Origin of the sequence: Variovorax fucosicus, assembly GCF_030316825.1 — a bacterium.
GTDB classification, from domain to species: domain Bacteria; phylum Pseudomonadota; class Gammaproteobacteria; order Burkholderiales; family Burkholderiaceae_C; genus Variovorax; species Variovorax fucosicus.
The window spans coordinates 170943-193763 of record NZ_JASZYU010000001.1; the positions used below are offsets into that span (position 1 = coordinate 170943).

The 22821-nt window shown below is 66.3% G+C and carries 16 protein-coding genes; 4 read left to right on the top strand and 12 right to left on the bottom strand.

What is annotated here, in order from left to right; all coding sequences use genetic code 11:
- Positions 1–2: 2 nt before the first annotated feature.
- Entirely contained in the window at positions 3–929 is a 927-nt protein-coding gene (locus QTI05_RS00875; RefSeq protein ID WP_286622566.1) for a LysR family transcriptional regulator, read from the bottom strand.
- Between the two features lie 141 nt (positions 930–1070).
- Here QTI05_RS00875 and QTI05_RS00880 point away from each other — a divergent pair, with 141 nt between their 5' ends.
- A complete protein-coding gene (locus tag QTI05_RS00880; RefSeq protein WP_286622567.1) occupies positions 1071–2513 on the top strand; it encodes an MFS transporter in 1443 nt (480 codons plus the stop codon).
- 92 nt (positions 2514–2605) lie between these two features.
- On the opposite strand, the gene QTI05_RS00885 is transcribed toward QTI05_RS00880, so the two are convergent.
- From QTI05_RS00885 to QTI05_RS00925, 9 genes are all read right to left on the bottom strand, one after another.
- Positions 2606–3442, bottom strand: coding sequence for a peptidylprolyl isomerase (locus QTI05_RS00885; protein ID WP_286622568.1), 837 nt, complete (start codon positions 3440–3442; stop codon positions 2606–2608).
- A gap of 19 nt (positions 3443–3461) precedes the next feature.
- Positions 3462–4196 carry a respiratory nitrate reductase subunit gamma gene (narI, locus tag QTI05_RS00890; RefSeq protein ID WP_286622569.1) on the bottom strand — a complete coding sequence of 245 codons (735 nt, stop codon included), beginning with the start codon at positions 4194–4196 and terminating at the stop codon, positions 3462–3464.
- The gene (gene narJ / locus QTI05_RS00895; RefSeq protein ID WP_286622570.1) at positions 4193–4888 is read right to left on the bottom strand and encodes a nitrate reductase molybdenum cofactor assembly chaperone; all 696 of its coding nucleotides are present in this window, start codon (positions 4886–4888) and stop codon (positions 4193–4195) included. The genes narI and narJ overlap by 4 nt, the downstream gene beginning before the upstream one ends.
- A 2-nt stretch (positions 4889–4890) precedes the next feature.
- The gene (narH, locus tag QTI05_RS00900) at positions 4891–6423 is read right to left on the bottom strand and encodes a nitrate reductase subunit beta (RefSeq protein ID WP_286622571.1); all 1533 of its coding nucleotides are present in this window, start codon (positions 6421–6423) and stop codon (positions 4891–4893) included.
- Positions 6420–10238: a nitrate reductase subunit alpha gene (locus QTI05_RS00905; protein WP_286622572.1), complete on the bottom strand. Its 3819-nt coding sequence runs from the start codon at positions 10236–10238 to the stop codon at positions 6420–6422. Before QTI05_RS00905 ends, narH begins: the two co-directional genes overlap by 4 nt.
- Before the next feature lie 26 nt (positions 10239–10264).
- On the bottom strand, positions 10265–11917 hold the full coding sequence (locus QTI05_RS00910) for an MFS transporter (RefSeq protein WP_286622573.1): 1653 nt from the start codon (positions 11915–11917) through the stop codon (positions 10265–10267).
- Positions 11914–13203 (bottom strand): MFS transporter, encoded by a 1290-nt coding sequence (locus QTI05_RS00915; protein ID WP_286622574.1) that lies wholly within the window; start codon positions 13201–13203, stop codon positions 11914–11916. The genes QTI05_RS00910 and QTI05_RS00915 overlap by 4 nt, the downstream gene beginning before the upstream one ends.
- A gap of 164 nt (positions 13204–13367) precedes the next feature.
- Positions 13368–14051 (bottom strand): response regulator, encoded by a 684-nt coding sequence (locus QTI05_RS00920; protein ID WP_286623321.1) that lies wholly within the window; start codon positions 14049–14051, stop codon positions 13368–13370.
- 6 nt (positions 14052–14057) lie between these two features.
- Positions 14058–16028 carry a type IV pili methyl-accepting chemotaxis transducer N-terminal domain-containing protein gene (locus QTI05_RS00925; RefSeq protein WP_286622575.1) on the bottom strand — a complete coding sequence of 657 codons (1971 nt, stop codon included), beginning with the start codon at positions 16026–16028 and terminating at the stop codon, positions 14058–14060.
- A gap of 121 nt (positions 16029–16149) precedes the next feature.
- Here QTI05_RS00925 and hemN point away from each other — a divergent pair, with 121 nt between their 5' ends.
- The 3 genes from hemN (at position 16150) to QTI05_RS00940 (ending at position 21312) form a co-directional block, all read left to right on the top strand.
- Positions 16150–17568, top strand: a complete 1419-nt coding sequence (gene hemN / locus QTI05_RS00930) for an oxygen-independent coproporphyrinogen III oxidase (protein ID WP_286622576.1) — start codon at positions 16150–16152, stop codon at positions 17566–17568.
- A gap of 12 nt (positions 17569–17580) precedes the next feature.
- Entirely contained in the window at positions 17581–19980 is a 2400-nt protein-coding gene (locus QTI05_RS00935; RefSeq protein WP_286622577.1) for an adenosylcobalamin-dependent ribonucleoside-diphosphate reductase, read from the top strand.
- Between the two features lie 474 nt (positions 19981–20454).
- Positions 20455–21312 (top strand): helix-turn-helix transcriptional regulator, encoded by an 858-nt coding sequence (locus tag QTI05_RS00940; protein ID WP_286622578.1) that lies wholly within the window; start codon positions 20455–20457, stop codon positions 21310–21312.
- Positions 21313–21361: 49 nt separating this feature from the next.
- On the opposite strand, the gene QTI05_RS00945 is transcribed toward QTI05_RS00940, so the two are convergent.
- Positions 21362–22183 (bottom strand): alpha/beta fold hydrolase, encoded by an 822-nt coding sequence (locus QTI05_RS00945; protein ID WP_286622579.1) that lies wholly within the window; start codon positions 22181–22183, stop codon positions 21362–21364.
- A gap of 63 nt (positions 22184–22246) precedes the next feature.
- Positions 22247–22783 carry a Dps family protein gene (locus QTI05_RS00950; RefSeq protein ID WP_286622580.1) on the bottom strand — a complete coding sequence of 179 codons (537 nt, stop codon included), beginning with the start codon at positions 22781–22783 and terminating at the stop codon, positions 22247–22249.
- Positions 22784–22821: the final 38 nt, after the last annotated feature.

Genomic DNA, 22821 nt, shown 5'->3' on the forward strand with positions numbered 1-22821 from the left:
AATCACGGCGCTCTTGTCTGCTCATGCGGCGGCCGGCAAACCTCCAGCACCAACCCACGCAGCCACTGATGCGCAGGATCCCGATCAAGACGTGGATGCCACATCTGCGACACAGTGATCTGCTCCGTAGGCATCGGCAGCGGGAATGATCGCAGTGTGCCCCTCGCCCTCAGGTGTTCGAAGTACGAGGACGGTATCAGTGCCACCAGATCGGTCGCGGCCGCTATCGACAAGGCGGTGCTGAAGCTGGGCACCACGACCGCGGTATTGCGCACCAGGCCCATCGCTGCGAGCGCGTCGTCCACCGGCCCCACGGCTCGGCCACGGCGTGATGTGACCACGTGGTCGCACGCGGCATAACGCTCGGCAGTGATCTCGGGTTTGGCCAGCAGGGGGTGGCCCTCGCGCACCACCGCGATGAAGTGGTCGCGGTAGAGCGCCTGCACGCGCACCTCCGGGCCGGACTCGCCGAGCACGCCGACATCCAGATCGAGCAATCCCTCGCGCAGGGGGCGAACGTCCTTGTCGGGCTTGGGCGCGAAGCGCAGGCGAACGCCGGGTGCTTCGCGCGCGGCACGCGCCACCAGCTGATGCGCGAAGGCCTCGATGAAGCCGTCGTTGGCGCGTATCGCGAACAAGTTCTGCAGCGTGCGAGGGTCCATGCTCGTGCCGGCGGGCTGAAGTACCGCGCGTGACTCCTGCACCAGCTCCCTCACGCGGTCGCGCAGTGCCAGCGCATGCGGCGTGAGCACCATGGCGCGCCCCGCACGCACGAGCAGCTCGTCCCCTGTCGATTCCCGCAACCGCGCGAGCGCCCGGCTCATTGCCGACTCGCTCAGGCCCAGGCGCTCGGCGGCTTTCGCGACGCTGCCTTCGGAAAGAAGTGCGTTCAGCGCAAACAGCAGGTTCAGGTCGGCATCTGTGGGCATGCCCTGAACCTAGCACGGTTGTGAGGATCTCGACAGGCGCCGCATGCAGGAACAAGCTGCGCGCCACGCGCTGGGCAAGCCTTGTGCGCAGTCCTAAGCTGGCTTGGCGCAATAGAGCGTGCCCCTTCCAGTCGCCCAAACATGTCGTCATCTACGCTTCGACCGAACTCTTCTTCCACCATTGCCCGCACCGTCGAAACCCAGGCGGTGAACGACGCCAACGCAGTGCATGACGCCGATGGCCTGCCGCTGCCACGGCGCTTTGCAGCCGTCGCCGCGATCCTGGGCGCGGGCGTGCTGGTGGTGCTCGACGGCGCCATCGCCAACATCGCGCTGCCAGCCATTGCCGAGCAGTTGCAGGCGCAACCCGCCGACGCTGTCTGGATCATCACCGCCTACCAGCTGGCCGTGGTCATGTTCCTGTTGCCGGCTTCCGCTGTCGGGGAGCGGTTCGGGTATCGGCGCGTGTTCGCTGGCGGCGTGGCGCTGTTCACTGCGGCGTCGGTGTTGTGCGCGTTGGCCCCGTCGCTGCCATGGCTCGTGGCCGCGAGGTGCCTTCAGGGCCTGGGCAGTGCGGCCGTGATGCCCCTTGGGCTGGCGTTGTTGCGTTTCACCTATCCGCGTCGATTGCTGGCGCGCTCCATCGCCTGGAATGCGCTCGCCGTGGCGGCCGCTTCAGCGTCGGGGCCAACGCTTGGCGCTTTCATACTCTCTGCCGCAAGCTGGCCGTGGCTCTTTGCGGTAAATCTGCCGATTGGCCTCCTCGTGCTTGCCGCCTGCGCGGCGTTGCCGAGCCCGCCGCGCTCGGCGCGCCGCATCGACGTGTGGAGCATTGCGCTTAGCGCGGGCATGTTCGCCTCCTTCGTCATGGGAAGTGACCGGCTCGTGGCGCATCCGTTGCACGGTGGCGTGTTGCTCGCGTTGTCGGCCGTTTGCATGGCTCTGCTGGTACGGCGCGAGATGCCGAAGGCGGCGCCGTTGATCCCGCTCGACCTGCTGCGCGTGCATTCCTTTCGGGTCTCGATCATTGCCTCTGTCTTCTGCTTCACCGGCCAGATGGCCGGCCTTGTGGCGCTGCCGTTCTACATCCAGCACGAGCTCGGCCAAAGCGCGGTGACCACCGGCCTCTTGATGACCCCCTGGCCTCTGGCGGTGATTCTGGCCGCGCCGCTGTCGGCACGCCTGGCCCAGCGCGTGCCGAGCGCCTGGCTGTGCGCAGCCGGAAGTGCGTGCTTCGCCAGCGGTCTGGCCCTGTGTGCCCTGTGGCCGCTGCACGGCAATCCGGCCTTGCCGATCGCGTTGTTCACGAGCCTCGCCGGCCTGGGCTTCGGCTTCTTCCAGACGCCCAACAACCAGAACATGCTGCTCTCGGCACCCAGGGAACGCAGCGGCGCGGCCGGCGGCGCGCAAGGCACCGCACGGCTCACGGGGTTGACCCTCGGCAGCCTGTTGATGAGCTTGATGTTCGGGCTGCTGTCGCCGCACAGCGCCGTGCACTGGGGCCTGACGATCGCGGCCCTGGCCGCGTTGGCCGGGAGTGTCGTGAGCTTGCTCAGGAGCCCTGCGAGGGCGGGGGCTGCGTGATCGACAGCGGCAGGCCAGGCGCGCCTGAGGCATTCGATGAGTGCCCGAACGGCGCCTGCCCCTCATCTGACATCGCGCGCCGCCTGCCGCGGCTACTGGACCAGCGGCGTCTCCGCCGCATCGAGGTCCACGCCCTCGACCACGGCCTGGCCGGCCAGGACCTGAAGACACTGGCGCAGCGCCGTCACATAGGTCTGCTGGCGCAGCGCCATCTCGACCGCGCCCCGCACCGACTCGAAAGACTGCGGCTCACCGCCCTCGCGCTCCAGCACCTCCACCACGTGCAGGCCGAAGCGGCTGTGCACCAGGCGCGGCAGGACGCCGACCTCGACATGGCCGAAGATCTCGCGGGCGAACTCGGAGGCGCAGTCGGCCGGGGTCAGCCATCCCAGCTCGCCGCCCTGCTCTCCGCTCGGACAATTGGACAGCTCACGTGCGGCCCGCTCGAAACCGGCGCTTGCGCTGCCATTCGATTTGCCGTCGTGGCAGCGGACATCCAGCAGGCAGGCCTCGGCGCGATTGCGCAGTGCCACCACGTCCATGCCCTGCGTCACTGCGAACAGCACGTGCCGCAGCAGCACGCGCTGGCCCGTTCGATAGCGCGCCGGGTGCGCGGCATGGTGGCGCCGGCAGGCCTCCTCGGACGGGTCGGGCAACTGCAGCTCGCGCTCCAGCCACGCGTCGATGGCCTGGGATGCGGCCTCGCTGAGCATGCCGTCGCCGGACGCGACATCGGTGGGCGCCAGCAGCCCGCCCTGGATGGCGGCCTGGCGCAGCAGCTCGGAACACCCGCGCTGGCGCAGTTCCTCGGTCGACAGCACTTCGGTCTCGCCGTGCAGCAGCACGCCATTGATTCGCGCCACCCGGGGCGACACGGCCTTGGCCACTGCGCCGACGCCAGCGCCGGATTGGATAGTTTCGACATTCATGAAGGTTTTCTCCTGGGGCTCAGAGGCCGGCGCGGGGCTCGCGCGGCTCGTTGTGGCCGGCCGGCACGTTCAGCCGGCGGCTGCGGACGACCTGGGGTGACCGGAACAGGAAGCGAACCGTCCCGAAGCCGCTCCACACATGCACCAGCCGACTGAACGGGAACAGCAGAAAGATCGTCATGCCGAACACGATGTGGAACAGATAGGGCCACGGCAAGGCGGCCAGCGCGGTGGCATCCACCGGCCGCAGCGTGACGATGCGCTGCGCCCAGTCGGCCAGGATCAGCATCACGCTGCCGTCGGCATGCGCCCACGAGAAGGGCAGCGTGATCAGTCCCACCACGAGCTGAACCCACAGCACCACCAGCACCGCGATGTCGGTGGGATGGCTGGTGAGGCGGATGCGTGGATCGAACACACGCCGGTACAGCAGCAGCGTCAGCCCGACGAAGCAGAATGCGCCCGCGATGCCGCCCGCCACGACGGCCAGCAACTGCTTGGTCGCCGCACTCATGAAGATGCCGTAGACGCTGTGCGGCGTGAAGAGCCCCACCATGTGGCCGAAGAACAGGAACAGCACGCCGAAGTGGAACAGGTTGCTGCCCCAGCGCAGCGTGCCGGCCCGCAGCATCTGGGAAGAGTCGCTCTTCCAGCTGTACTGGTTCTGGTCGAAGCGGATCAGGCTGCCCAGCACGAACACCATGAAGCAGACATACGGATAGACCTGGAAGAGAAAGCCATACGTGCCTTTCATGACGATGCTCCTTGTGCCATGTCGCGCTTCCGCACGATGTGAATGGGTTGCGCCTGCCCCGGCTTGGCCTGGCCCTTGGTCGAGCAGCCATCGAACACGACCGGCTCGGCCCAGCTCTCGTCGAGCGCCTCCTCGGCCGGCGGCTTGACCGGCTGCGCCTTCTCGCCGGCCAGCTCGAGCAGCGCGCCGAGCACGCTGGCGTAGGCGCTGTCGCGATGCTGCAGGGCACCGAAGATGGCATTGAAGATGTGGGCCATCTCGCCGAGAAAGGCGCGCGCCTCGCGCACCGGTTGCGTGGAAACAAACTCCAGCACCGCCGGCAGGTAGTCGGGCAGTTCGCCCTCGGCCAGGATCAGGCCGGCCTTCTCGTAGGTCTGGCCCAGGTCGATCATGGCCGGGCCACGCTCGCGTGAATCGCCGTGCACATGCTCAAACAAGTGCAGCGAGGTGCCGCGGCCCCGGTCGAACAGATCGACGTAGTCGGACTCGGCCTCCAGGGCATCGGCACGCGACAACATGTCCATCAGCGCATCGAGCTCGGCCAGGCGCGAGTGCGACAGGACGCGCTCTTCCTGCAGCAGCGCGCGCATCTCCGGCAGGTCGCTGCGCAGTTGCGCATTCGGGTAGCCGAGTACCGCTGCGAGCACGCGCAGGCTCTTCGTCATCGGACGCTGGGAGTTCAGTGCAAACATGGTCAGACCTCCGCCCGGATGGGAATCGTGCGCTTCTTCTCGCTGCCGAACAGGCTGACGTCGCTGGTGCCCTCCGAGCATCCATTGCCGAACGTGAAGCCGCAGCCGCCGCGCACGTTGAAGGTGTTCTCCGCGTACTCGCGGTGCGTCGTCGGGATCACGAAGCGGTCTTCGTAGTTGGCGATTGCCATCACCTGGTACATCTCCTCGACCTCCGCCTGGGTCAGGCCGACCTGCGCGAGCACGGCATGGTTGATGCGCCCGTCGACATGCTTCTCACGCTGGTAGGCACGCATGGCCAGCATGCGCTCAAGCGCCTTCACGATGGGCACGGTGTCGCCGGCGGTCAGCAGGTTGGCCAGGTACTTGACCGGAATGCGAAGCTGGTTGACGTCGGGGATCTCGCCGTTGCTGCCCACATGCCCCGCATTGGCCGCGGCGCTGATCGGCGAGAGCGGCGGCACGTACCAGACCATCGGCAGCGTGCGGTATTCAGGGTGCAGCGGCAACGCCACCTTCCACTGCACCGCCATCTTGTAGACCGGGCTGTTGCGCGCCGCTTCCATCCACTTGTCGGGGATGCCGTCGAGGCGCGCCTGCGCGATCACCTTCGCATCGAACGGGTCGCAGAAGATGTCGAGCTGCGCCTGGTACAGGTCGCGGTCGTGTTCGACGCTCGCGGCCTCCTGGATGCGGTCTGCGTCGTACAGCAGCACGCCGAGGTAGCGGATGCGGCCGACGCAGGTTTCGCTGCACACGGTCGGCTGCCCGGCCTCGATACGCGGGTAGCAGAAGATGCACTTCTCGGCCTTGCCGCTCTTCCAGTTGTAGTAGATCTTCTTGTAGGGGCAGCCGCTCACGCACATGCGCCAGCCACGGCACTTGTCCTGGTCGATCAGCACGATGCCGTCTTCCTCGCGCTTGTAGATCGAGCCCGACGGGCACGACGCGACGCACGCCGGGTTAAGACAGTGTTCGCACAGCCGCGGCAGGTACATCATGAAGGTGTTCTCGAACTGGCCGAGCATGTCCTTCTGCATCTTCTCGAACCCGTCCAGGTTCTTGTCCTTGCTGCGGCCCGAGAACTCGCCGCCGAGGATTTCCTCCCAGTTCGGGCCCCACACGATCTTGTCCATCTGCTTGCCGGTGATCAGGCTGCGCGGACGGGCCGTGGGGGTTGCCTTCATCTCCGGCGCCGACTGCAGATGCCCGTAGTCGAAGGTGAAGGGCTCGTAGTAGTCGTCGATCTCGGGCAGGCTCGGGTTGGCGAAGATGCGCATCAGCAGTTTCCACTTCGCGCCCTGGCGCGGCTCGATCGTGCCGTTGGCCTTGCGCACCCAGCCGCCGTTCCACTTGTCCTGGTTCTCCCACTCCTTCGGGTAGCCGATGCCGGGCTTGGTCTCGACGTTGTTGAACCAGGCGTACTCCATGCCAGGGCGGCTGGTCCAGACGTTCTTGCAGGTGACGGAGCAGGTGTGGCAGCCGATGCACTTGTCCAGGTTGAGCACCATGGCGATTTGGGCGCGGATCTTCATGCGACTTCTCCTTCGGCCTGCACGGGGCGGATCAGTTCATCGGCGACCGGCGTATCGAGCCAGTCGATCTTGTTCATCTTGCGCACCACCACGAACTCGTCGCGGTTGGTGCCGACGGTTCCGTAGTAGTTGAAGCCGTAGCTGAACTGCGCGTAGCCGCCGATCATGTGGGTGGGCTTGAGCACGATCCGGGTCACGGAGTTGTGGATGCCGCCGCGCGCGCCGGTGATCTCGGAGCCCGGCGTGTTCACGATCTTTTCCTGTGCGTGGTACATCATCACCATGCCCGGCTTGACGCGCTGGCTCACCACCGCACGCGCCGCGATGGCGCCGTTCAGGTTGAACAGCTCGATCCAGTCGTTGTCGATGATGCCGACTCGCTTCGCATCGTCCTCGCTGATCCACACGCAGGGCCCGCCGCGGCTGAGCGTGAGCATCAGCAGGTTGTCGGTGTAGGTCGAGTGGATGCCCCACTTCTGGTGCGGCGTGATGAAGTTCAGCGCGATCTCGGGGTTGCCGTTCGGCTTGATGCCCTGGATCCCCGCGGTGGTCTTCAGATCCACCGGCGGGCGGTAGCTGGCGAAGCCCTCGCCGAACGCGATCATCCACTGATGGTCCAGGTAGAACTGCTGCCGCCCGGTCAGCGTGCGCCATGGAATCAGCTCGTGCACGTTGGTGTAGCCGGCGTTGTACGAGACGGTCTCGCTCTCGATGCCGCTCCAGGTCGGTGAGCTGATGATCTTGCGCGGCTGCGCCTGGATGTCGCGAAAGCGGATCTTCTCGTCCTCGCGGTGGATTGCCAGGTGCGTGTGGTCGCGGCCGGTCTGCTTGCCCAGGGCCTCCCAGGCCTTCACCGCCACGTGGCCGTTGGTTTCGGGCGCCAGCATCAGCACCACCTCGGCGGCGTCGATGTCGGTCTCGATCTTCGGCATGCCGCAGGTCACGCCGGGCTCGGTGACGAAGCCGGAGAGTTCGCCGAGCTGCTTCACCTCGGTCTGCGTGTTCCAGCTGATGCCCTTGCCGCCGTTGCCGGACTTTCCAAGCAGCGGCCCCAGCGCCGTGAAGCGCTTGTAGACATTGGGGTAGTCGCGCTCGACCACCTGCAGGTTGGGCGCGGTCTTGCCCGGCACCAGCTCGCACTCGCCGCGCTTCCAGTCCCGCACCTCGAAGGGCTGGGCCAGTTCGGAGGGTGTGTCATGCATCAGCGGGGTCAGCACCAGTTCGCGTTCGACACCGAGATGGCCGACGCAGACCTCGCTGAATTTCTTCGCAAAGCCCTTGTAGATGTCCCAGTCGCTGCGCGATTGCCAGGCCGGATCCACCGCCGTGGAGAGCGGGTGGATGAAGGGATGCATGTCGCTGGTGTTGAGGTCGTTCTTCTCGTACCAGGTGGCGGTCGGCAGCACGATATCGCTGTAGAGGCAGGTGGTGCTCATGCGGAAGTCGAGCGTCACCAGCAGGTCGAGCTTGCCTTCGGGCGCCTTGTCGTGCCACACGACCTCTTCGGGCTTGGCTTCCTCGGCACCGAGATCCTTGCCCTGCACGCCGTTGCTGGTGCCCAGCAGGTGCTTGAGGAAGTATTCATGGCCCTTGCCGCTGGAGCCCAGGATGTTGGAGCGCCACACGAACATGTTGCGGGGCCAGTTGTCCGGGTGGTCGGGGTCGGTGCAGCTCATCTTCAGCGAGCCGTCCTTCAGCGCCTCCACCGCGTAGTCCTTCGGATCGACACCGGCGGCCTGCGCATCGCGCACCACCTGCAGCGGATTGGTCTGCAGCTGCGGCGCGCTCGGCAGCCAGCCCATGCGCTCGGCGCGCACGTTGTAGTCGATCATGCTGCCCGCGTAGGCCTTCTTGTCGGCCAGCGGCGAAAGCACTTCCTCCATGCCCAGCTTCTCGTAGCGCCACTGGTCGGTGTGGGCATAGAAGAAGCTGGTGCTGTTCATCTGGCGCGGCGGGCGGATCCAGTCGAGCGCGAAGGCCAGCGCGGTCCAACCGGTCTGCGGGCGCAGCTTTTCCTGGCCCACGTAGTGCGCCCAGCCGCCGCCGCTCTTGCCGATGCAGCCGCACATCATCAGCATGTTGATGACACCGCGGTAGTTCATGTCGCTGTGATACCAGTGGTTCATCGCCGCGCCGATGATCACCATCGACTTGCCCTGCGTCTTGTGCGCGTTCTCGGCGAACTGGCGTGCCACCGTGATCAGCTGCGCGCGCGGCGTGCCTGTGATGCGCTCCTGCCAGGCCGGCGTGTAAGGCGTGTCGTCATCGAAGCTGCTGGCCGCCATCTCGCCGCGGAGGCCGCGCGCCACGCCGTAGTTCGCCACCTGCAGGTCGAACACGGTCGCCACGAGCGCGTCGCGCTGGTCGCCTGCCTTGCCGAGCGCGATGCGCCTGACCGGCACGGTGCGCACCAGCACGTCGGTCTGCTCGTTGTTGGGGAAATGCTCGCTGACGATGCCGCCGAAATAGGGGAAGCCGACCCGTGCCGTCTCGGTGGCCGGCTCGTCGCCTTCGAGCACCGACAGCCGCAGCTTCACCTCGGCGCCGTGGCGCGCCTCCCTGGCTTCGAGGTTCCACTGCCCTTCGTCGGCGCGGCCATCAGCCCCCCAGCGGAAGCCGATCGCGCCGTGCGGCAGCACCACCTTGCCCTGGTCGTCGAACGCGACCGTCTTCCACTCCGGATTGTTGGCCTGGCCGAGCTTTCCGTTGAAGTCCGACGCGCGCACATAGCGGTCGGGCACCATGACGACTTCGCCGTCAGGCAGCGTGTGCTCCTTGAGCATCACCAGCATCGGCATGTCGGTGTAGCGGCGTACGTAGTCGTCGAAGTAGGCGCTGCGCTCGCGCCCGCCGTCGGGAAAGTAGAACTCCTTCAGGATCACATGGCCCATGGCCATCGCCACCGCCGCGTCGGTGCCCTGCTTCGGATGCATCCAGATGTCCGCCAGCTTGGCGACCTCGGAATAGTCCGGCGTCACCGCCACCGTCTTCGCGCCCTTGTAGCGCACCTCGGTGAAGAAGTGCGCGTCCGGCGTGCGCGTCTGCGGCACGTTGGAACCCCACGCGATGATGAAGCTCGAGTTGTACCAGTCGGCCGACTCCGGCACGTCGGTCTGCTCGCCCCAGACCTGCGGGCTTGCCGGCGGCAGGTCGCAGTACCAGTCGTAGAAGCTCATGCAGACGCCGCCGATCAGGCTCAGGTAGCGCGAGCCCGCGGCGTAGCTGACCATCGACATGGCCGGGATCGGCGAGAAGCCGATGATCCGGTCGGGGCCGTGCTTCTTGATCGTGTAGACGTTGGCTGCGGCGACGATCTCGTTGACCTCGTCCCAGGTCGAGCGCACGAAGCCGCCGAGGCCGCGCACCTGCTGGTAGTCGCGGCGCCTGGCATCGTCTTCGACGATCGAAGCCCATGCGCCGACCGGGTCGTGCGCGATGCGCGCTTCGCGCCAGCTCTTCAGGAGCCTGCCGCGCACCATCGGGTACTTGACGCGGTTCGCGCTGTACAGGTACCAGCTGTAGCTGGCGCCGCGCGCACAGCCGCGCGGCTCGTGGTTGGGCATGTCCCAGCGCGTGCGCGGGTAGTCGGTCTGCTGGGTTTCCCAGGTGACGATGCCGCCCTTGACGTAGATCTTCCACGAGCAGGAGCCGGTGCAGTTCACGCCATGGGTCGAGCGCACGATCTTGTCGTGCGCCCAGCGGTTGCGGTAGGCATCTTCCCAGGTGCGGTCTTCGCCGGTGGTGACGCCATGGTCGCCGGAGAAGGCTTCCCTGGGCTGGCTGAAATAGCTGAGGCGGTCGAGAAAATGGCTCATTGGAGGGTCTCCGGAAAATTCGGGGCTCAGGGGTTCTTCACGTACGCATTGGTGCGCAGGTAGAACCACCAGTTGAGAACGAGACACAGGGCGTAGAACACGGCGAAGCCGTACATGGCGAGTTCGGGCGTGGCGGCCTTGATCTGGGCACCGATCACCACCGGTGCAATGAAGGCGCCGTAGGCCGCCACTGCAGAGGTCCAGCCCAGCACGGGGCCGGCCTGCTGGCGGTCGAAGATCACGCCGATGGTGCGGAAGGTCGAGCCGTTGCCGATGCCGCTGGCGGTGAACAGCACCACGAACAGCACCATGAAGATCAGGAAGTACTGCTCCGGCGCGGCCGACTGGTAGGCCAGCAGCATCACGTAGCCCACCGCCGTCGAGGCGAGCACCATCACCGCCGAGATGATCTGGGTGACGATCGAGCCGCCGATCTTGTCGGCGATCCAGCCTCCGATCGGCCGCACCGCGGCGCCGACGAAGGGCCCGATCCAGGCGTAGGTGAGGGCCGAAGGCGCATTGGGGTTCTTCAGCACGTGCTGCATCACGCCGGACGCATCGGGCACGTGGCTGACGCCGAAGATCACCGTGATGGCCAGCGGCAGCGCCATCGAGAACCCGATGAACGAGCCGAAGGTCACGATGTAGAGCACCGTCAGTGCCCAGGTGTGCCGGTTGCGGAAGATCTCGAACTGCTTGGCAATGCTCTCCTTCATCGGGCCGAAGGCGGTGAGCTTGAGCACCAGCAGCGTGCTGACGATGATCAGCGGCATCGCGACCCACATGTTCAGCACCCCGAGGCCGGTGGGCGCCGGCAGGTACAGGTACAGGCCGAGGCCGGCCGGCACGAACGACAGGGTGTAGAGCCAGATGATCTTCAGGAAGGCGACGATCGAGCCGCCCGTGTTCGGCGAGACGGTCTTCAGGTTGTTCATGCCGAACCAGCACAGGGCCGCCAGCGGCACCAGCGACAGCAGCCAGGCGAAGCCCGCGTTCTGGATCCAGGTGGGCGTGCCAGCCGCGATCTTCCCGAAGATCCAGCCGCTGTCCTTGACGAGTGTCATGGGTTCGCCGCCGAGCGCACCGAACATCCCGACCGTCATGACCAGCGGAATGACGATCTGCATGCTCGTCACCCCGAAATTGCCAAGGCCGGCATTCAGGCCCAATGCCGTTCCTTGCAGCCGCTTGGGAAAGAAGGTGCTGATGTTGGACATCGAGCTCGCGAAGTTGCCGCCGCCCACGCCCGACCACAGCGCCATGAGCTGGAACGCCCACAGGGGCCAGTCCTTGTGCTGCAGCACGATGCCGGTGCCGATGGCCGGGGCCAGCAGCATCGCGGTGGTCAGGAAGATGGTGTTGCGGCCGCCCGCAAGGCGGATCAGGAACGAGGCCGGGATGCGCATGGTGGCGCCGGCCAGGCCCGAGATCGCGGTGAGCGAGAACAGCTCGGCCTGGCTGAACGGAAAGCCCAGGTTCAGCATCTGCACCGTGATGATTCCCCACATGCCCCAGATCGCGAAACCGCACAGCAGGCTGGGCACCGAGATCCACAGGTTGCGGTAGGCAACGCGCCGGCCGGTGGACGTCCAGAAGGCGTCGTCTTCGGGGCGCCAGTCGGCGATGTCGGCGCCGCTCGCCGGCCGCGACGGGCCGGTGCTGACGATGGTCGGGTTCATGAGGATTCCTGCAACGTAGGGGGAGTGGTTCGGCCGTCGAGGCTGAAGGCGTGGGCGCGTTGGCCCATGACCTCGGTGCTGCGCACCTCGGTCCAGTACATCCAGATCAACGACACCCAGACCACGCCGTACATCAGCATGAAGGCGCTGGAACGGATGCCGGTGAGATCCACCAGCACGCCGAACATGATCGGCAGCACGAAGCCGCCCAGCCCGCCGGCCAGGCCGACGATGCCGCTGATGGTTCCGATGTTTTCGGGGTAGTCGTCGGCGATGTACTTGAACACCGAGGCCTTGCCGAATGCGAAGGCGATGCCGAGCAGGAACATCAGACCGGTGAAGGCGTAGATGTTCAGGCCGAGGTGAAAGGTCTTCGGGCCGCTGATGGTGGCGATGGTGAAGTCGGTCTGCGGATAGCTCAAAAGGAACAGGCAGATCCAGCTGACCCACATCACCCACCAGGTGACCGAATGCGCGCCGTACTTGTCGCTCAGCCAGCCGCCCACGGCGCGCAGCACGCCGCCCGGCAGCGAGAAGCACGCGGCAAGGAGCGCCGCGGTGCGGATGTCGAGGCCGAACTCGCCGATGTAGTACTGCACCATCCACAGGCTCAGGGCCACGTAGCCGCCGAACACGATGCTGTAGTACTGGCAGTACTTGATGACCTTCGGATCCTTCAGGGCCCGCAGCTGGTCGGAAAAGCGGGTGTGGCTCGGCACGAGATGGGCTGGATCGCTCGCGCTGAACATCCAGAACAGCAGCAAGGTACCGAGCATGACGGCGGCGTATACCTGCGGCACCATGGCCCAGCCGAAGGCCACGACGAGCGCCGGCGCGATGAACTTGTTGACCGCCGCGCCGGAGTTGCCGGCACCGTAGACACCCATTGCGAAACCCTGGCGGTTCTTGGGAAACCAGCGCGCCACGTAGGGTGTGCCGACCGAGAACGAACCGCCGGCCAGGCCGACGAACAGGCCGATGACCAGGAAGTGCCAGTACGCCGTGGCGTAGCTCATCAGCCAGATGGCGGGCACGGTGAGCGCCATCAGCAGCGCCATCACGATGCGGCCACCGTACTTGTCGGTCCAGATGCCCAGGGGCACGCGGATCAGCGAGCCGGTCAGCACCGGCATGGCGGTGAGCAGGCCGAACTCGGTGGCATTGAGGCCCAGCGTCTTCTTGATCGGGATGCCGATCACGCCGAACATCATCCACACCATGAAGCACACCGTGAATGCCAGGGTGCTGACCATCAGCACCGCCAATGCCTGGCTCTTCTTGCTCATCACGAAGTCCGCTCGTTGCTCATGAACCGACTTTAGGAATTGCCGACACTTTGCGGCATCCTTCAGTGGGAGGGCCGCGGGGCGGCACAAGAACGATGCGGCCGGATGCCGGCATCCTCATGAAGAACTAGCAGCGTAGGAGAACAGCGCGTGTTTGCGCTGGATCAACCCAGGCCGTGCTCCACTGCGATAACAGCGGCTTGCACGCGCGAGCTCACGTCGAGCTTGCGCAGGATGTGCTGCACATGGATCTTCACCGTGGTTTCGGCAATGCCAAGCGAGCGAGCGATCTCCTTGTTGCCCTGCCCATGCGCGACGCCGCGCAGGATGTCCTGCTCGCGCGGCGACAGCGTCTGCAGCGGCGATGCCGGCGCCGCGGGTTCGACCAGCGGGGCGGGCCGCGGCGCGGCCGCACCGCGGTAGGCCGCGACCAGCTTGCCCGTCATTTCTTCGGCCACGATGCACTCGCCACGCATGGCACGACGGATCGCCGCGGCCAGCGCATGGCCCTCGATGGTCTTGAGCAGGTAGCCGCTGGCGCCGGCGCGCAGCGCGCCCGCGAGGTCGCGTTCGTCTTCGCTCACCGTCAGCATCAGCACCCGTGCCGCGGGCGCGGCTTCGCGCAGTGCCGGCAAGGCGTCGACGCCCGTGACGCCCGGCAGGTGGTTGTCGAGCAGGATCACGTCGGGCTTCAGCTCCTGCGCACGGCGCTGCGCCTCGCCCGCGTCGCCGGCATCGCCGACGACCTCGAACTCCGGATCGCGCTGCAGCAGCGCCGTGAGGCCGCGCCGGAACAGCGTGTGGTCGTCGACCACCATGATGCGGATGGCCGAGGGCCGAAGGGTCATGGGCATTCAGGCGGCCTGGTATTGCGGCGCCGCCAACGCGCCACCGGTGCCGGAGGTCATCGGCAGGGTCAGGACGACGGAGGTGCCTCGGCCGGGCGTGGACAGCACGTCGAGCTGCGCACCCAGGCGTTCGGCGCGCTCCGCCATGATGCGCAGGCCCACGTGGGTTTCGTCGGGAACGCCGTTGCCGTCGGCAAACCCGAGGCCATCGTCGCGCACCTCGAGCCGCCACTGCGGCGCCTGCTGCACGTCCAGCCACACCTGGCTGGCACGCGCGTGCTTGCGGACGTTCGACAGCGCCTCCTGCACGATGTGCAGCACCTGGATCTGCGTGTCCGGGAGCATGGGCATGCCCTGGCCGAGCATCTGCAGGCTCGCCTTCACGCCGCTCTGGTGCTCGAACTTCCGCAGCGTCGTGAGCAGTGCCGGCTCGATGTCCTCGCCGTTGGCCCGGGTGCGAAAGTGCAGCAGCAGCTCCCGCACGTCGCCATAGCTCTCGCGCACGCCGACGTCGATCTCGCCCAGCACGTGCTGGATCTGCCGATCGTCGCCTTCAGCGACCGCGTCGCGCATCAGCTGCACCTGGATCTTCAGGAATGCGAGCGACTGGGCGATCGAGTCGTGCAGTTCGCGCGCGAGGAAGCCCCGCTCCTGCGAGATCGCGGCCTCCAGCCCGAGCGAATCAAGGCGCAGGTTCTCCATTGCGCCCGCGAGATGGACCGTGAGCGATTCGAACAGCGAACGCTCGGCCTCGGAGATGGTGATCCGGGCATGGAAGAACAGATCGACCTCGCCCATCAGCCGCTCGTGCAGCCTGATCGGGATGGACACCACGGTCTCGAAACCCGCCTGCGCGCAATGGCGCGTCCGGGCCGGCAGCATGGTGCGGATCGAAATCACGCGCGCGCCCGGCGACGCGAGCGGCGAGCCGCAATGGCAATCGCCGGCCTCGAGGCAATGCTCGGCATCGGACATCGCCTGCGGCAAGCCCTGCGAGGCCAGCATCAGGTAGCGGCGGTTCGCCTCGTCCGACCAGCGCAGGGCAACGCCGTCGGCATGCGCGATCCGGGCAATGCTCTTCGTGAACCCCTGCGCCAGTTCGTCGAGCGTCGCGGCCTTGGCGGCCAGCGTGGTGACCTCGTAGAGGCATTCCAGACGGCCACGCTCCTCCTCCAGCTGCGCCGTCTTCTTCTGCACCCGGCTTTCGAGATCGCGGTACATGGACTGCAGTTGCCTGGCCATGTCGTTGAATCCCTCTGCCAGGGTTCCGAACTCGTCCGTGCTGGTGCGCTCGACGCGGGCGCCGAGATCGCCATCCTGGAGGCGCTGGATCGCCCGCTTGAGCATGCTCAGCGGTTCCAGGACGAAGCGGAACCCGGTATGGATCAGCACGGCCGCGCCGATGAGCGCCACGCCCATCATCGCGACCTGCAGCAGGTGCATGAGTGCAGTCCACCGTGACAAGTGGGCTTCGATGCCGGCGACGAATGCATCGATGTCCGACGTGACCAACGCAGCGTCATCGCCGAGGCTGCCCGTCGTCGTCACGCCAGGCAGCGTCGAACCGGCAAGTCGGCCGCGAAGGGCGGCCCAGTCGTGTTCGACGACGGCGAAGCGCTGGCGCGCGGCATCGTCCCAGGGCACGAACAGCGGCCGTTGGGCGTCGCCGCTGCGCAGCACCTGGAGACTGCGCTCGAACTCGGCCGCCTGCCGGGACAGCAGCTGCGCCTCGGCCGCACCCGCCGACAGCACTATCCGATAGGTCTGCATGCGCATGCGCCCTGCTTCGTTGACCGCGGCGGCGCCGCCCTGGATCTGCCATGACATGTAGACCAGCACGGCAATGGCGCACAGGAATGCCAGCAGGCATGGCATGGCCACCAGCGCCAGCTTGGCGCCAAGAGTCCATTGCCTGGATCTGGTCGTCGAACGAACGTGGTCGTTGCCCACGCCAGCGGCCAGCTCGGCGGCAGTCAATCGCGTTCTTCCGTTTGCATTGCCGCATTCTGCGTTCGGAACCGGGTACTTGGTTGATCCAGATCAAGCACCGGGGATGCCATGGGACTACGCTGCAGAAGCTCACCCCACCCCCGAAACGATGTCCACTGCCCTGGCCCCACCTCCCACAACCCCGCAGGCTCCGGACTTCGCCGACGCGCTGGCCCGCTTCGACGTGCCCGGCCCCCGTTACACCTCGTATCCAACTGCGGACCGCTTTGTCGAGGCGTTCGGCCCGGCCGACTACATGGCCGCGGCGCATCAGCGGAAGCTGGGCCTCAGCCCCGGCCTGACACCCGTCTCCCTCTACGTCCACATTCCGTTCTGTGCATCGCTGTGCTACTACTGCGGATGCAACAAGATCATCACGCGGCATGCCTCGCGGGGACGTGAGTACCTGGGTTACCTGGAGAAGGAAATCACCCTGCACGTGGCGCAGCTGGGCGCGCAGACGCCGGTGAGCCAGCTTCACCTCGGCGGCGGCACGCCGACCTTCCTGAGCGACGACGGCCTGACCGACCTGATGCGGATGCTGCGCGAGGCTTTTTCGTTTGCACCGGCCGGCGAATACGCCATCGAGATCGATCCACGCACGGTCGACGCAAGCCGCCTGGCCCACCTGGCCCGATTGGGCTTCAATCGCCTGAGCTTCGGCGTTCAGGACTTCGACCCCGACGTCCAGCAGGCGGTGCATCGCATCCAGCCGGCACAACAGGTGTTCGATCTCGTCGCGTCGGCGCGCAAGCTGCAGTTCCAGTCCATCAATGTCGACCTGATCTATGGGCTGCCGCGGCAAAGCGTTGCCTCGTTCGACCGCACCCTGGCGCAGATCTGCGAGCTGCGGCCTGATCGCATCGCCCTCTATGCCTATGCGCACCTGCCCGAAAGATTCAAGGCGCAGCGCCGGATCGCCACCAGCGAACTGCCCTACGCCGCCACGAAGATCGAGATGCTGTCGCGCTCCATCGCCGCCCTCACCGCCGCGGGCTACATCTACATCGGCATGGATCACTTCGCATTGCCGAACGACAGCCTCGCCGTCGCCAAGCGCCAGGGCCGGCTGCATCGCAATTTCCAGGGCTACAGCACACAGCCGGATTGCGACCTCGTCGCGCTGGGCGTGTCGGCGATCGGCAGGGTTGGCGGCACGTACAGCCAGAACGCAAAGACCCTGGAGGAGTACTACGACCATCTCAACCAAGGGCGGCTGCCGGTGGTGCGCGGGCTCGCGCTGTCGCGCGACGACGTGCTGCGCCGCGCGGTGATCATGGCCATCATGTGCCAGGGGTATGTCGACTTCGAGTCGGTCGACATTGCCTATCTGACCAACTTCAGTGACTACTTCGCGTCCGAACTCACCGCGCTCGGCCAGATGGAAGCAGACGGCCTGGTGCGCCTCACCGACCGCGATCTCGCGGTCACCGACAAAGGCTGGTTCTTCGTGCGGGCCGTGGCGATGGTGTTTGACCGCTATCTGCAATCAGACCGCAAGCGTGCCCGCTTCTCCCGAATCATCTAGAAAGACCGAAACATGAAGCGCGAAGACGCTGCTCTGAGTTTGCTATTACCCGTGCAGCCCATCAGCCGCGACGTGCTGCGTGAAAAGTACCTCAAGCCCGGCGAGAACGAGGTCGAGGATCTGTTTGCGCGCGTCGCGCAGGCGCTGGCGTCGGTGGAGGCCGAAGGCGAACGCGCGCAGTGGCATGCGCGCTTTCTCGCCAACCTGCGCGCGGGGGCCATCGGGGCCGGGCGCATCATGAGTGCGGCGGGCACCGACCTCGATGCCACGCTGATCAATTGTTTTGTACAGCCGGTCGGCGACTGCATCCAGGGCCAGGACGGGGCAGGCTATGCCGGCATCTACGAGGCGCTGCGCGAGGCCGCAGAAACCATGCGCCGTGGCGGAGGGGTCGGCTATGACTTCTCCCGCATCCGGCCGCGCGGCGCGCAGGTGAGTGCCACCGCTTCACTGGCCTCGGGCCCGTGCAGCTACATCGACGTGTTCGACCGATCCTGCTCGACCGTGGAAAGCGCCGGTGCGCGCCGCGGCGCGCAGATGGGCGTGCTGCGCATCGACCACCCCGATGTGCTGGAGTTCATCACCGCCAAGCGCACCCCGGGGCGCTGGAACAACTTCAACGTGTCCGTCGCGGTCGGCGACACGTTCATGCGCGCACTGGCGGCCGACGAGGAATGGGCGCTGGTGCACAGCGCCAGGCCAGGGGCCGAACTGATCGCGCGGGGCGCCACGCAGGCCATCGACGGCAGCTGGGTCTACCGGCGCCTGCCGGCGCGCGAACTCTGGGACACGGTCATGCGCTCGGCCTACGACTTCGCCGAGCCGGGGATCCTGTTCACTGACACCATCAACAACGACAACAACCTGCGCTACTGCGAGCACATCGAGGCGACGAATCCCTGCGGCGAGCAGCCGTTGCCGCCCTACGGCTGCTGCGACCTGGGGCCGATCATCCTGCCGCGCTTCGTCGAGCATCCGTTCGGGATCGGCGGCGCTGCGCAGTTCGATTTCGAGCGGTTCAACGAAACCGTCGCGCTGCAGGTTCGGGCACTCGACAACGTGCTGGACATCACTTTCTGGCCGCTGCCGCAGCAGCGCGCCGAAGCCATGGCCAAGCGCCGCATCGGCGTGGGCTTTACGGGCCTGGGCAACACGCTGGCGATGCTGTGCCTGCGCTATGACCAGCCCGAGGGCCGCGCCATGGCCGTGCGCATTGCACGCAGCCTGCGCGACGCTGCCTACGCCGCCTCGGTGGCGCTGGCGCGCGAGAAGGGTGCGTTCCCTCTTTTCGATGCGGAACGTTACCTCGCGCGCGGCACCTTCGCCAGCCGGCTCGACCAGGCGCTGCAGGAACAGATCCGCATGCATGGCATCCGCAACAGCCACCTGGTGTCGATCGCACCGACCGGCACCGTGAGCCTGGCGTTCGCCGACAACGCCTCGAACGGCATCGAGCCGGCGTTCTCCTGGACCTACCGGCGCAAGAAGCGCGAAGCCGACGGCAGCATCTCCGAGTACGACGTCGAGGACCATGCCTGGCGCCTGTACCGCGCCCTGGGTGGCGACACCGAAGCGTTGCCTGCCTACTTCGTCTCGGCCCTGTCGATGCGCGCGGCCGGCCATCTGGCCATGATGGAAGCGGTGCAGCCTTTCGTCGACACCGCCATCTCGAAGACGGTCAACGTGCCGGTCGATTGCCCCTATGAGGACTTCAAGGGGCTCTACCAACAGGCCTGGACGGCCAACCTGAAGGGACTGGCCACCTACCGGCCCAACAGCATCCTCGGGTCGGTGCTGGAGCCCACGCCGGCAGCGAAGGAAGGCACGGCCTCGCGCATCGATAACGCCGCGGCCGACCCGATGCGCGCGATGATCGAGAGCCGCCCGACGGGTGCCCTGAATGCGAGCGCCGAGAAGATCGAGTACTGGACGCAGCAGGGCCGGCAGGCGCTCTATCTGGTGGTGTCCTTCCTGCCGCTGGCCGACGGGCGGGAACGGGCCATCGAGTTCTTCATGCCGGTGGGCCAGAGCGGCGAATCGCAGCAATGGATCACCGCGAGCATGCGGCTGCTGTCGCTGGCCGCGCGCGGGGGCTTCCTCGAACGCGCGCTCGCCGACATGCGCAAGGTGGCCTGGGATCGCGGGCCGGTGCGCCTGGGCAGCCACGTGAAGGCCGACGGCAACCAGGTGCCCATGTGGCACGACTCCGAGGTCGGCGCCATCGCGTACGCCATTCAGCAACTGATCGCAAAGCGAAGCGGCGCGGCGCCGGCGCCGGACGTTGCGCCCCGGACCGTTGCGCCCTCCCCTCTGATGGGCGCCAAGTGCCCGGAATGCGGCGCCCACGCCATGATCCGCAAGGACGGCTGCAACTACTGCACGCAGTGCGGGCATCTCGGAAGTTGCGGATGAACCCGACGGCTGAATCCCGACGAACACGCAGGCGCTCGGCGCCTCCTCTTCGGGACAGTTCGGCGACGGTCTCGAGGATCATGGGTTGAAGGTCAATTTGACCTGGTCGTTCTGAATCGACAGCGACGAGTCGAACGCTACATCAGCCGCATGGCGGCCAACGCGTCGGCAGGCCATCATGATCAGGTCGGGGGCCACCTTGAAGGTTCACTCCGGGTTGTCGCACGGCGTGAGCGCGAGCCATGTCGAACTCGTCAACCTGCTGTCAAAATATTCAGCAAAGCGCCCCAAAACTTCAATCGCCAATCGTTGCGAAAGCCGCAAACAGGCATTCGCCAACTCCCGTCCCCGATCCGCCCGCCCATGCACGTCCAAAGCGACCCTGTCGCACACAACAAGAATATCTCCCCGTCGGCCCAACAAGCTTCTGCGTCACAGCGCCTCGCTCCCGCTCCGAAAGACACCCTGGGGTGCATGGCCAACCACCTTCAACGAGATCAAGGCCTGCGCGCGAACGGGATCGAAATCCATCGCAAGACCATGGATCGGCACCAACTCCACCACGTGGAGACGGAGCCCAGCGCGCGCGGCGTGCTGCTTGGAATCTCGATGCGCGATGGTCACAGCCGGCGCGTTGTCGGCCGGCACCATGCCGCGTGCCACGATTTCGACAAGGGATCCATCTACATTCGCAGTTTCTCCGAACGCTATCGCGCCGACATCCGGCGTCCCTTCGATTTCGTGCTGCTCGAGATCTCGCACGCCAACCTCGAGCGAGCCCTCGAGGAAAAGCAGGGCCAGCGCGTCGCCAGCCTCGACCACGTGGCGGGGGTCCGGGACGATGTGCTGCTCAGTCTCGCCGATGCACTGACGCCGGCGCTCGAGCACCCTGCAGACGCCAGCATGTTGTTCGTCGACCAGCTGGGCGTCGCCATGACGAGCTATCTCGTCGAAACATATGGCGGCGCGGTGACGACGGCACCCCGAACGAACCGGATCCTGTCGCGCTCGCACGAGGCACGCGCAAAGGAGATGTTGCGCAGCAGGATCGACGCCAGCATCTCGATCACCGAGATCGCCGATGCGTGCGGGCTTTCGCGCAGCTATTTCATTCATGCCTTCCGCGAGACCACCGGGCAGACGCCGCACCAATGGTTGATCGCGCAGCGGATGGAGCATGCGCGCGCACTTCTAGCGGATTTCGACATGTCGCTGGCAGACGTTGCAGCCGCTTGCGGTTTTTCCGATCAAAGCCACTTCACCCGCGCTTTCTCTCGATATTCCGGCGTCCCACCCGGCGTTTGGCGGCGCAAGACACGGGTGGAGAACTAGCCTAGGCGCTGCGCCGGTCGACGACGCTGATCGCGCGGGGCAGATGCGATCAGCCTTGAATGAATGCGAGCAGGTCGGCGTTCACCTGATCCTTGTGGGTGGTGCATGTGGCGTGCGGCGCGCCTGCGTAGACCTTGAGCTGGCTGCCCTTGATCATCTCGGCCGCCAGCTTGCCGGTGGCCTCGATGGGCACGACCTGGTCGTCGTCGCCGTGGATCACGAGCGTGGGCACGTCGATCCTGGCCATGTCGGCGCGGAAGTCGGTTTCCGAGAACGCGGTCACGCAGTCGAGGGTGGCCTTGATCGAGGCCTGCAGCGCGATCTGCAGCGTCTGCTTGAAGACGCCTTGCGACACCTTGGCGCCGGGGCGGTTGGTGCCGTAGAAGAGCGTGCTGAAGTCGTCGAGGAACTGCGGACGATCGGCCGCCAGTCCGGCACGGATGCCGGCGAACAGCGACGCATCGGGGCCCACAGGGTGGTCGGCCGTCTTCATGAACAGAGGCGTCACGGCGCTGATGAGTGCCAGCCTGGCCACGCGTGCGCTGCCCTTGCGCGCGATGTAGCGCGTCACGTCGCCGCCGCCCATCGAGAAGCCCACGAGGGTCACGTTCTTCAGGTCGAGCTTTTCGATCAGCTCGGCGATGTCGTCGGCGAAGGTGTCGTAGTCGTAGCCGGTCCACGGCTGGCTCGAGCGGCCGAAGCCGCGGCGGTCGAACGCGATCACGCGGTAGCCGCGTTCCGCGAAGAACAGCATCTGGGCATCCCACATGTCGGCGCTGAGCGGCCACCCGTGGCTGAAGAGGATGGGCTGGCCCGAACCCCAGTCCTTGTAGTAGAGCTCGGTGCCGTCGCGCAAGGTGAGAGTGGTCATGTTTCTTTCAGGGAGGGAGTGAAGCAAAGGAAAGCGAAGAGACGCAAAAAAAGGTGTGTGTTTTCAGCTCTGGCGCACCGATTCGAAAAGGAACCACGTGCGCTGCTCGGCCTCGTCGATCCAGTTCTCCAGCACGCTGGCGGTGGCCACGTCGCCGTGCTCGTCGCACACCCCGTGCGTGGCGCGCATGAAGCCGGCCAGGCGCTGGTTGTCCTCGCGCAGCTCGGCCAGCATGCCGATGGGGGTCACGAAGTCGGCATCGTTGTCCGACAGGCGCTGCAGACGCGCGGCATGACCGGTCGAGCGCAGCGTGGTGCCGCCGACCTTGCGCACGCGCTCGGCGATCGGGTCAACCGTCGCGAAGATCTGGTCGGCCTGTTCATCGAGCAGCAGGTGGTAGTCGCGGAACGACGGACCCGACATGTGCCAGTGAAAGTTCTTCGTCTTGAAGTACAGCGCGACCACATCGGCCAGCAGCACGTTGAGCGCCGCGGAGATGTCGCGCGTGGCATCGGCACCGAGGTCGCTCGGGGTGTGCAGGGGCGCTTGGCGCCGGGCCTTGGTGTTCTTGATGGCTTTGACGGTTTTCGGGGTGGCCATGTTTTTTCCTTGGGTTGGCTGGCAGGCGATGGAGAAAG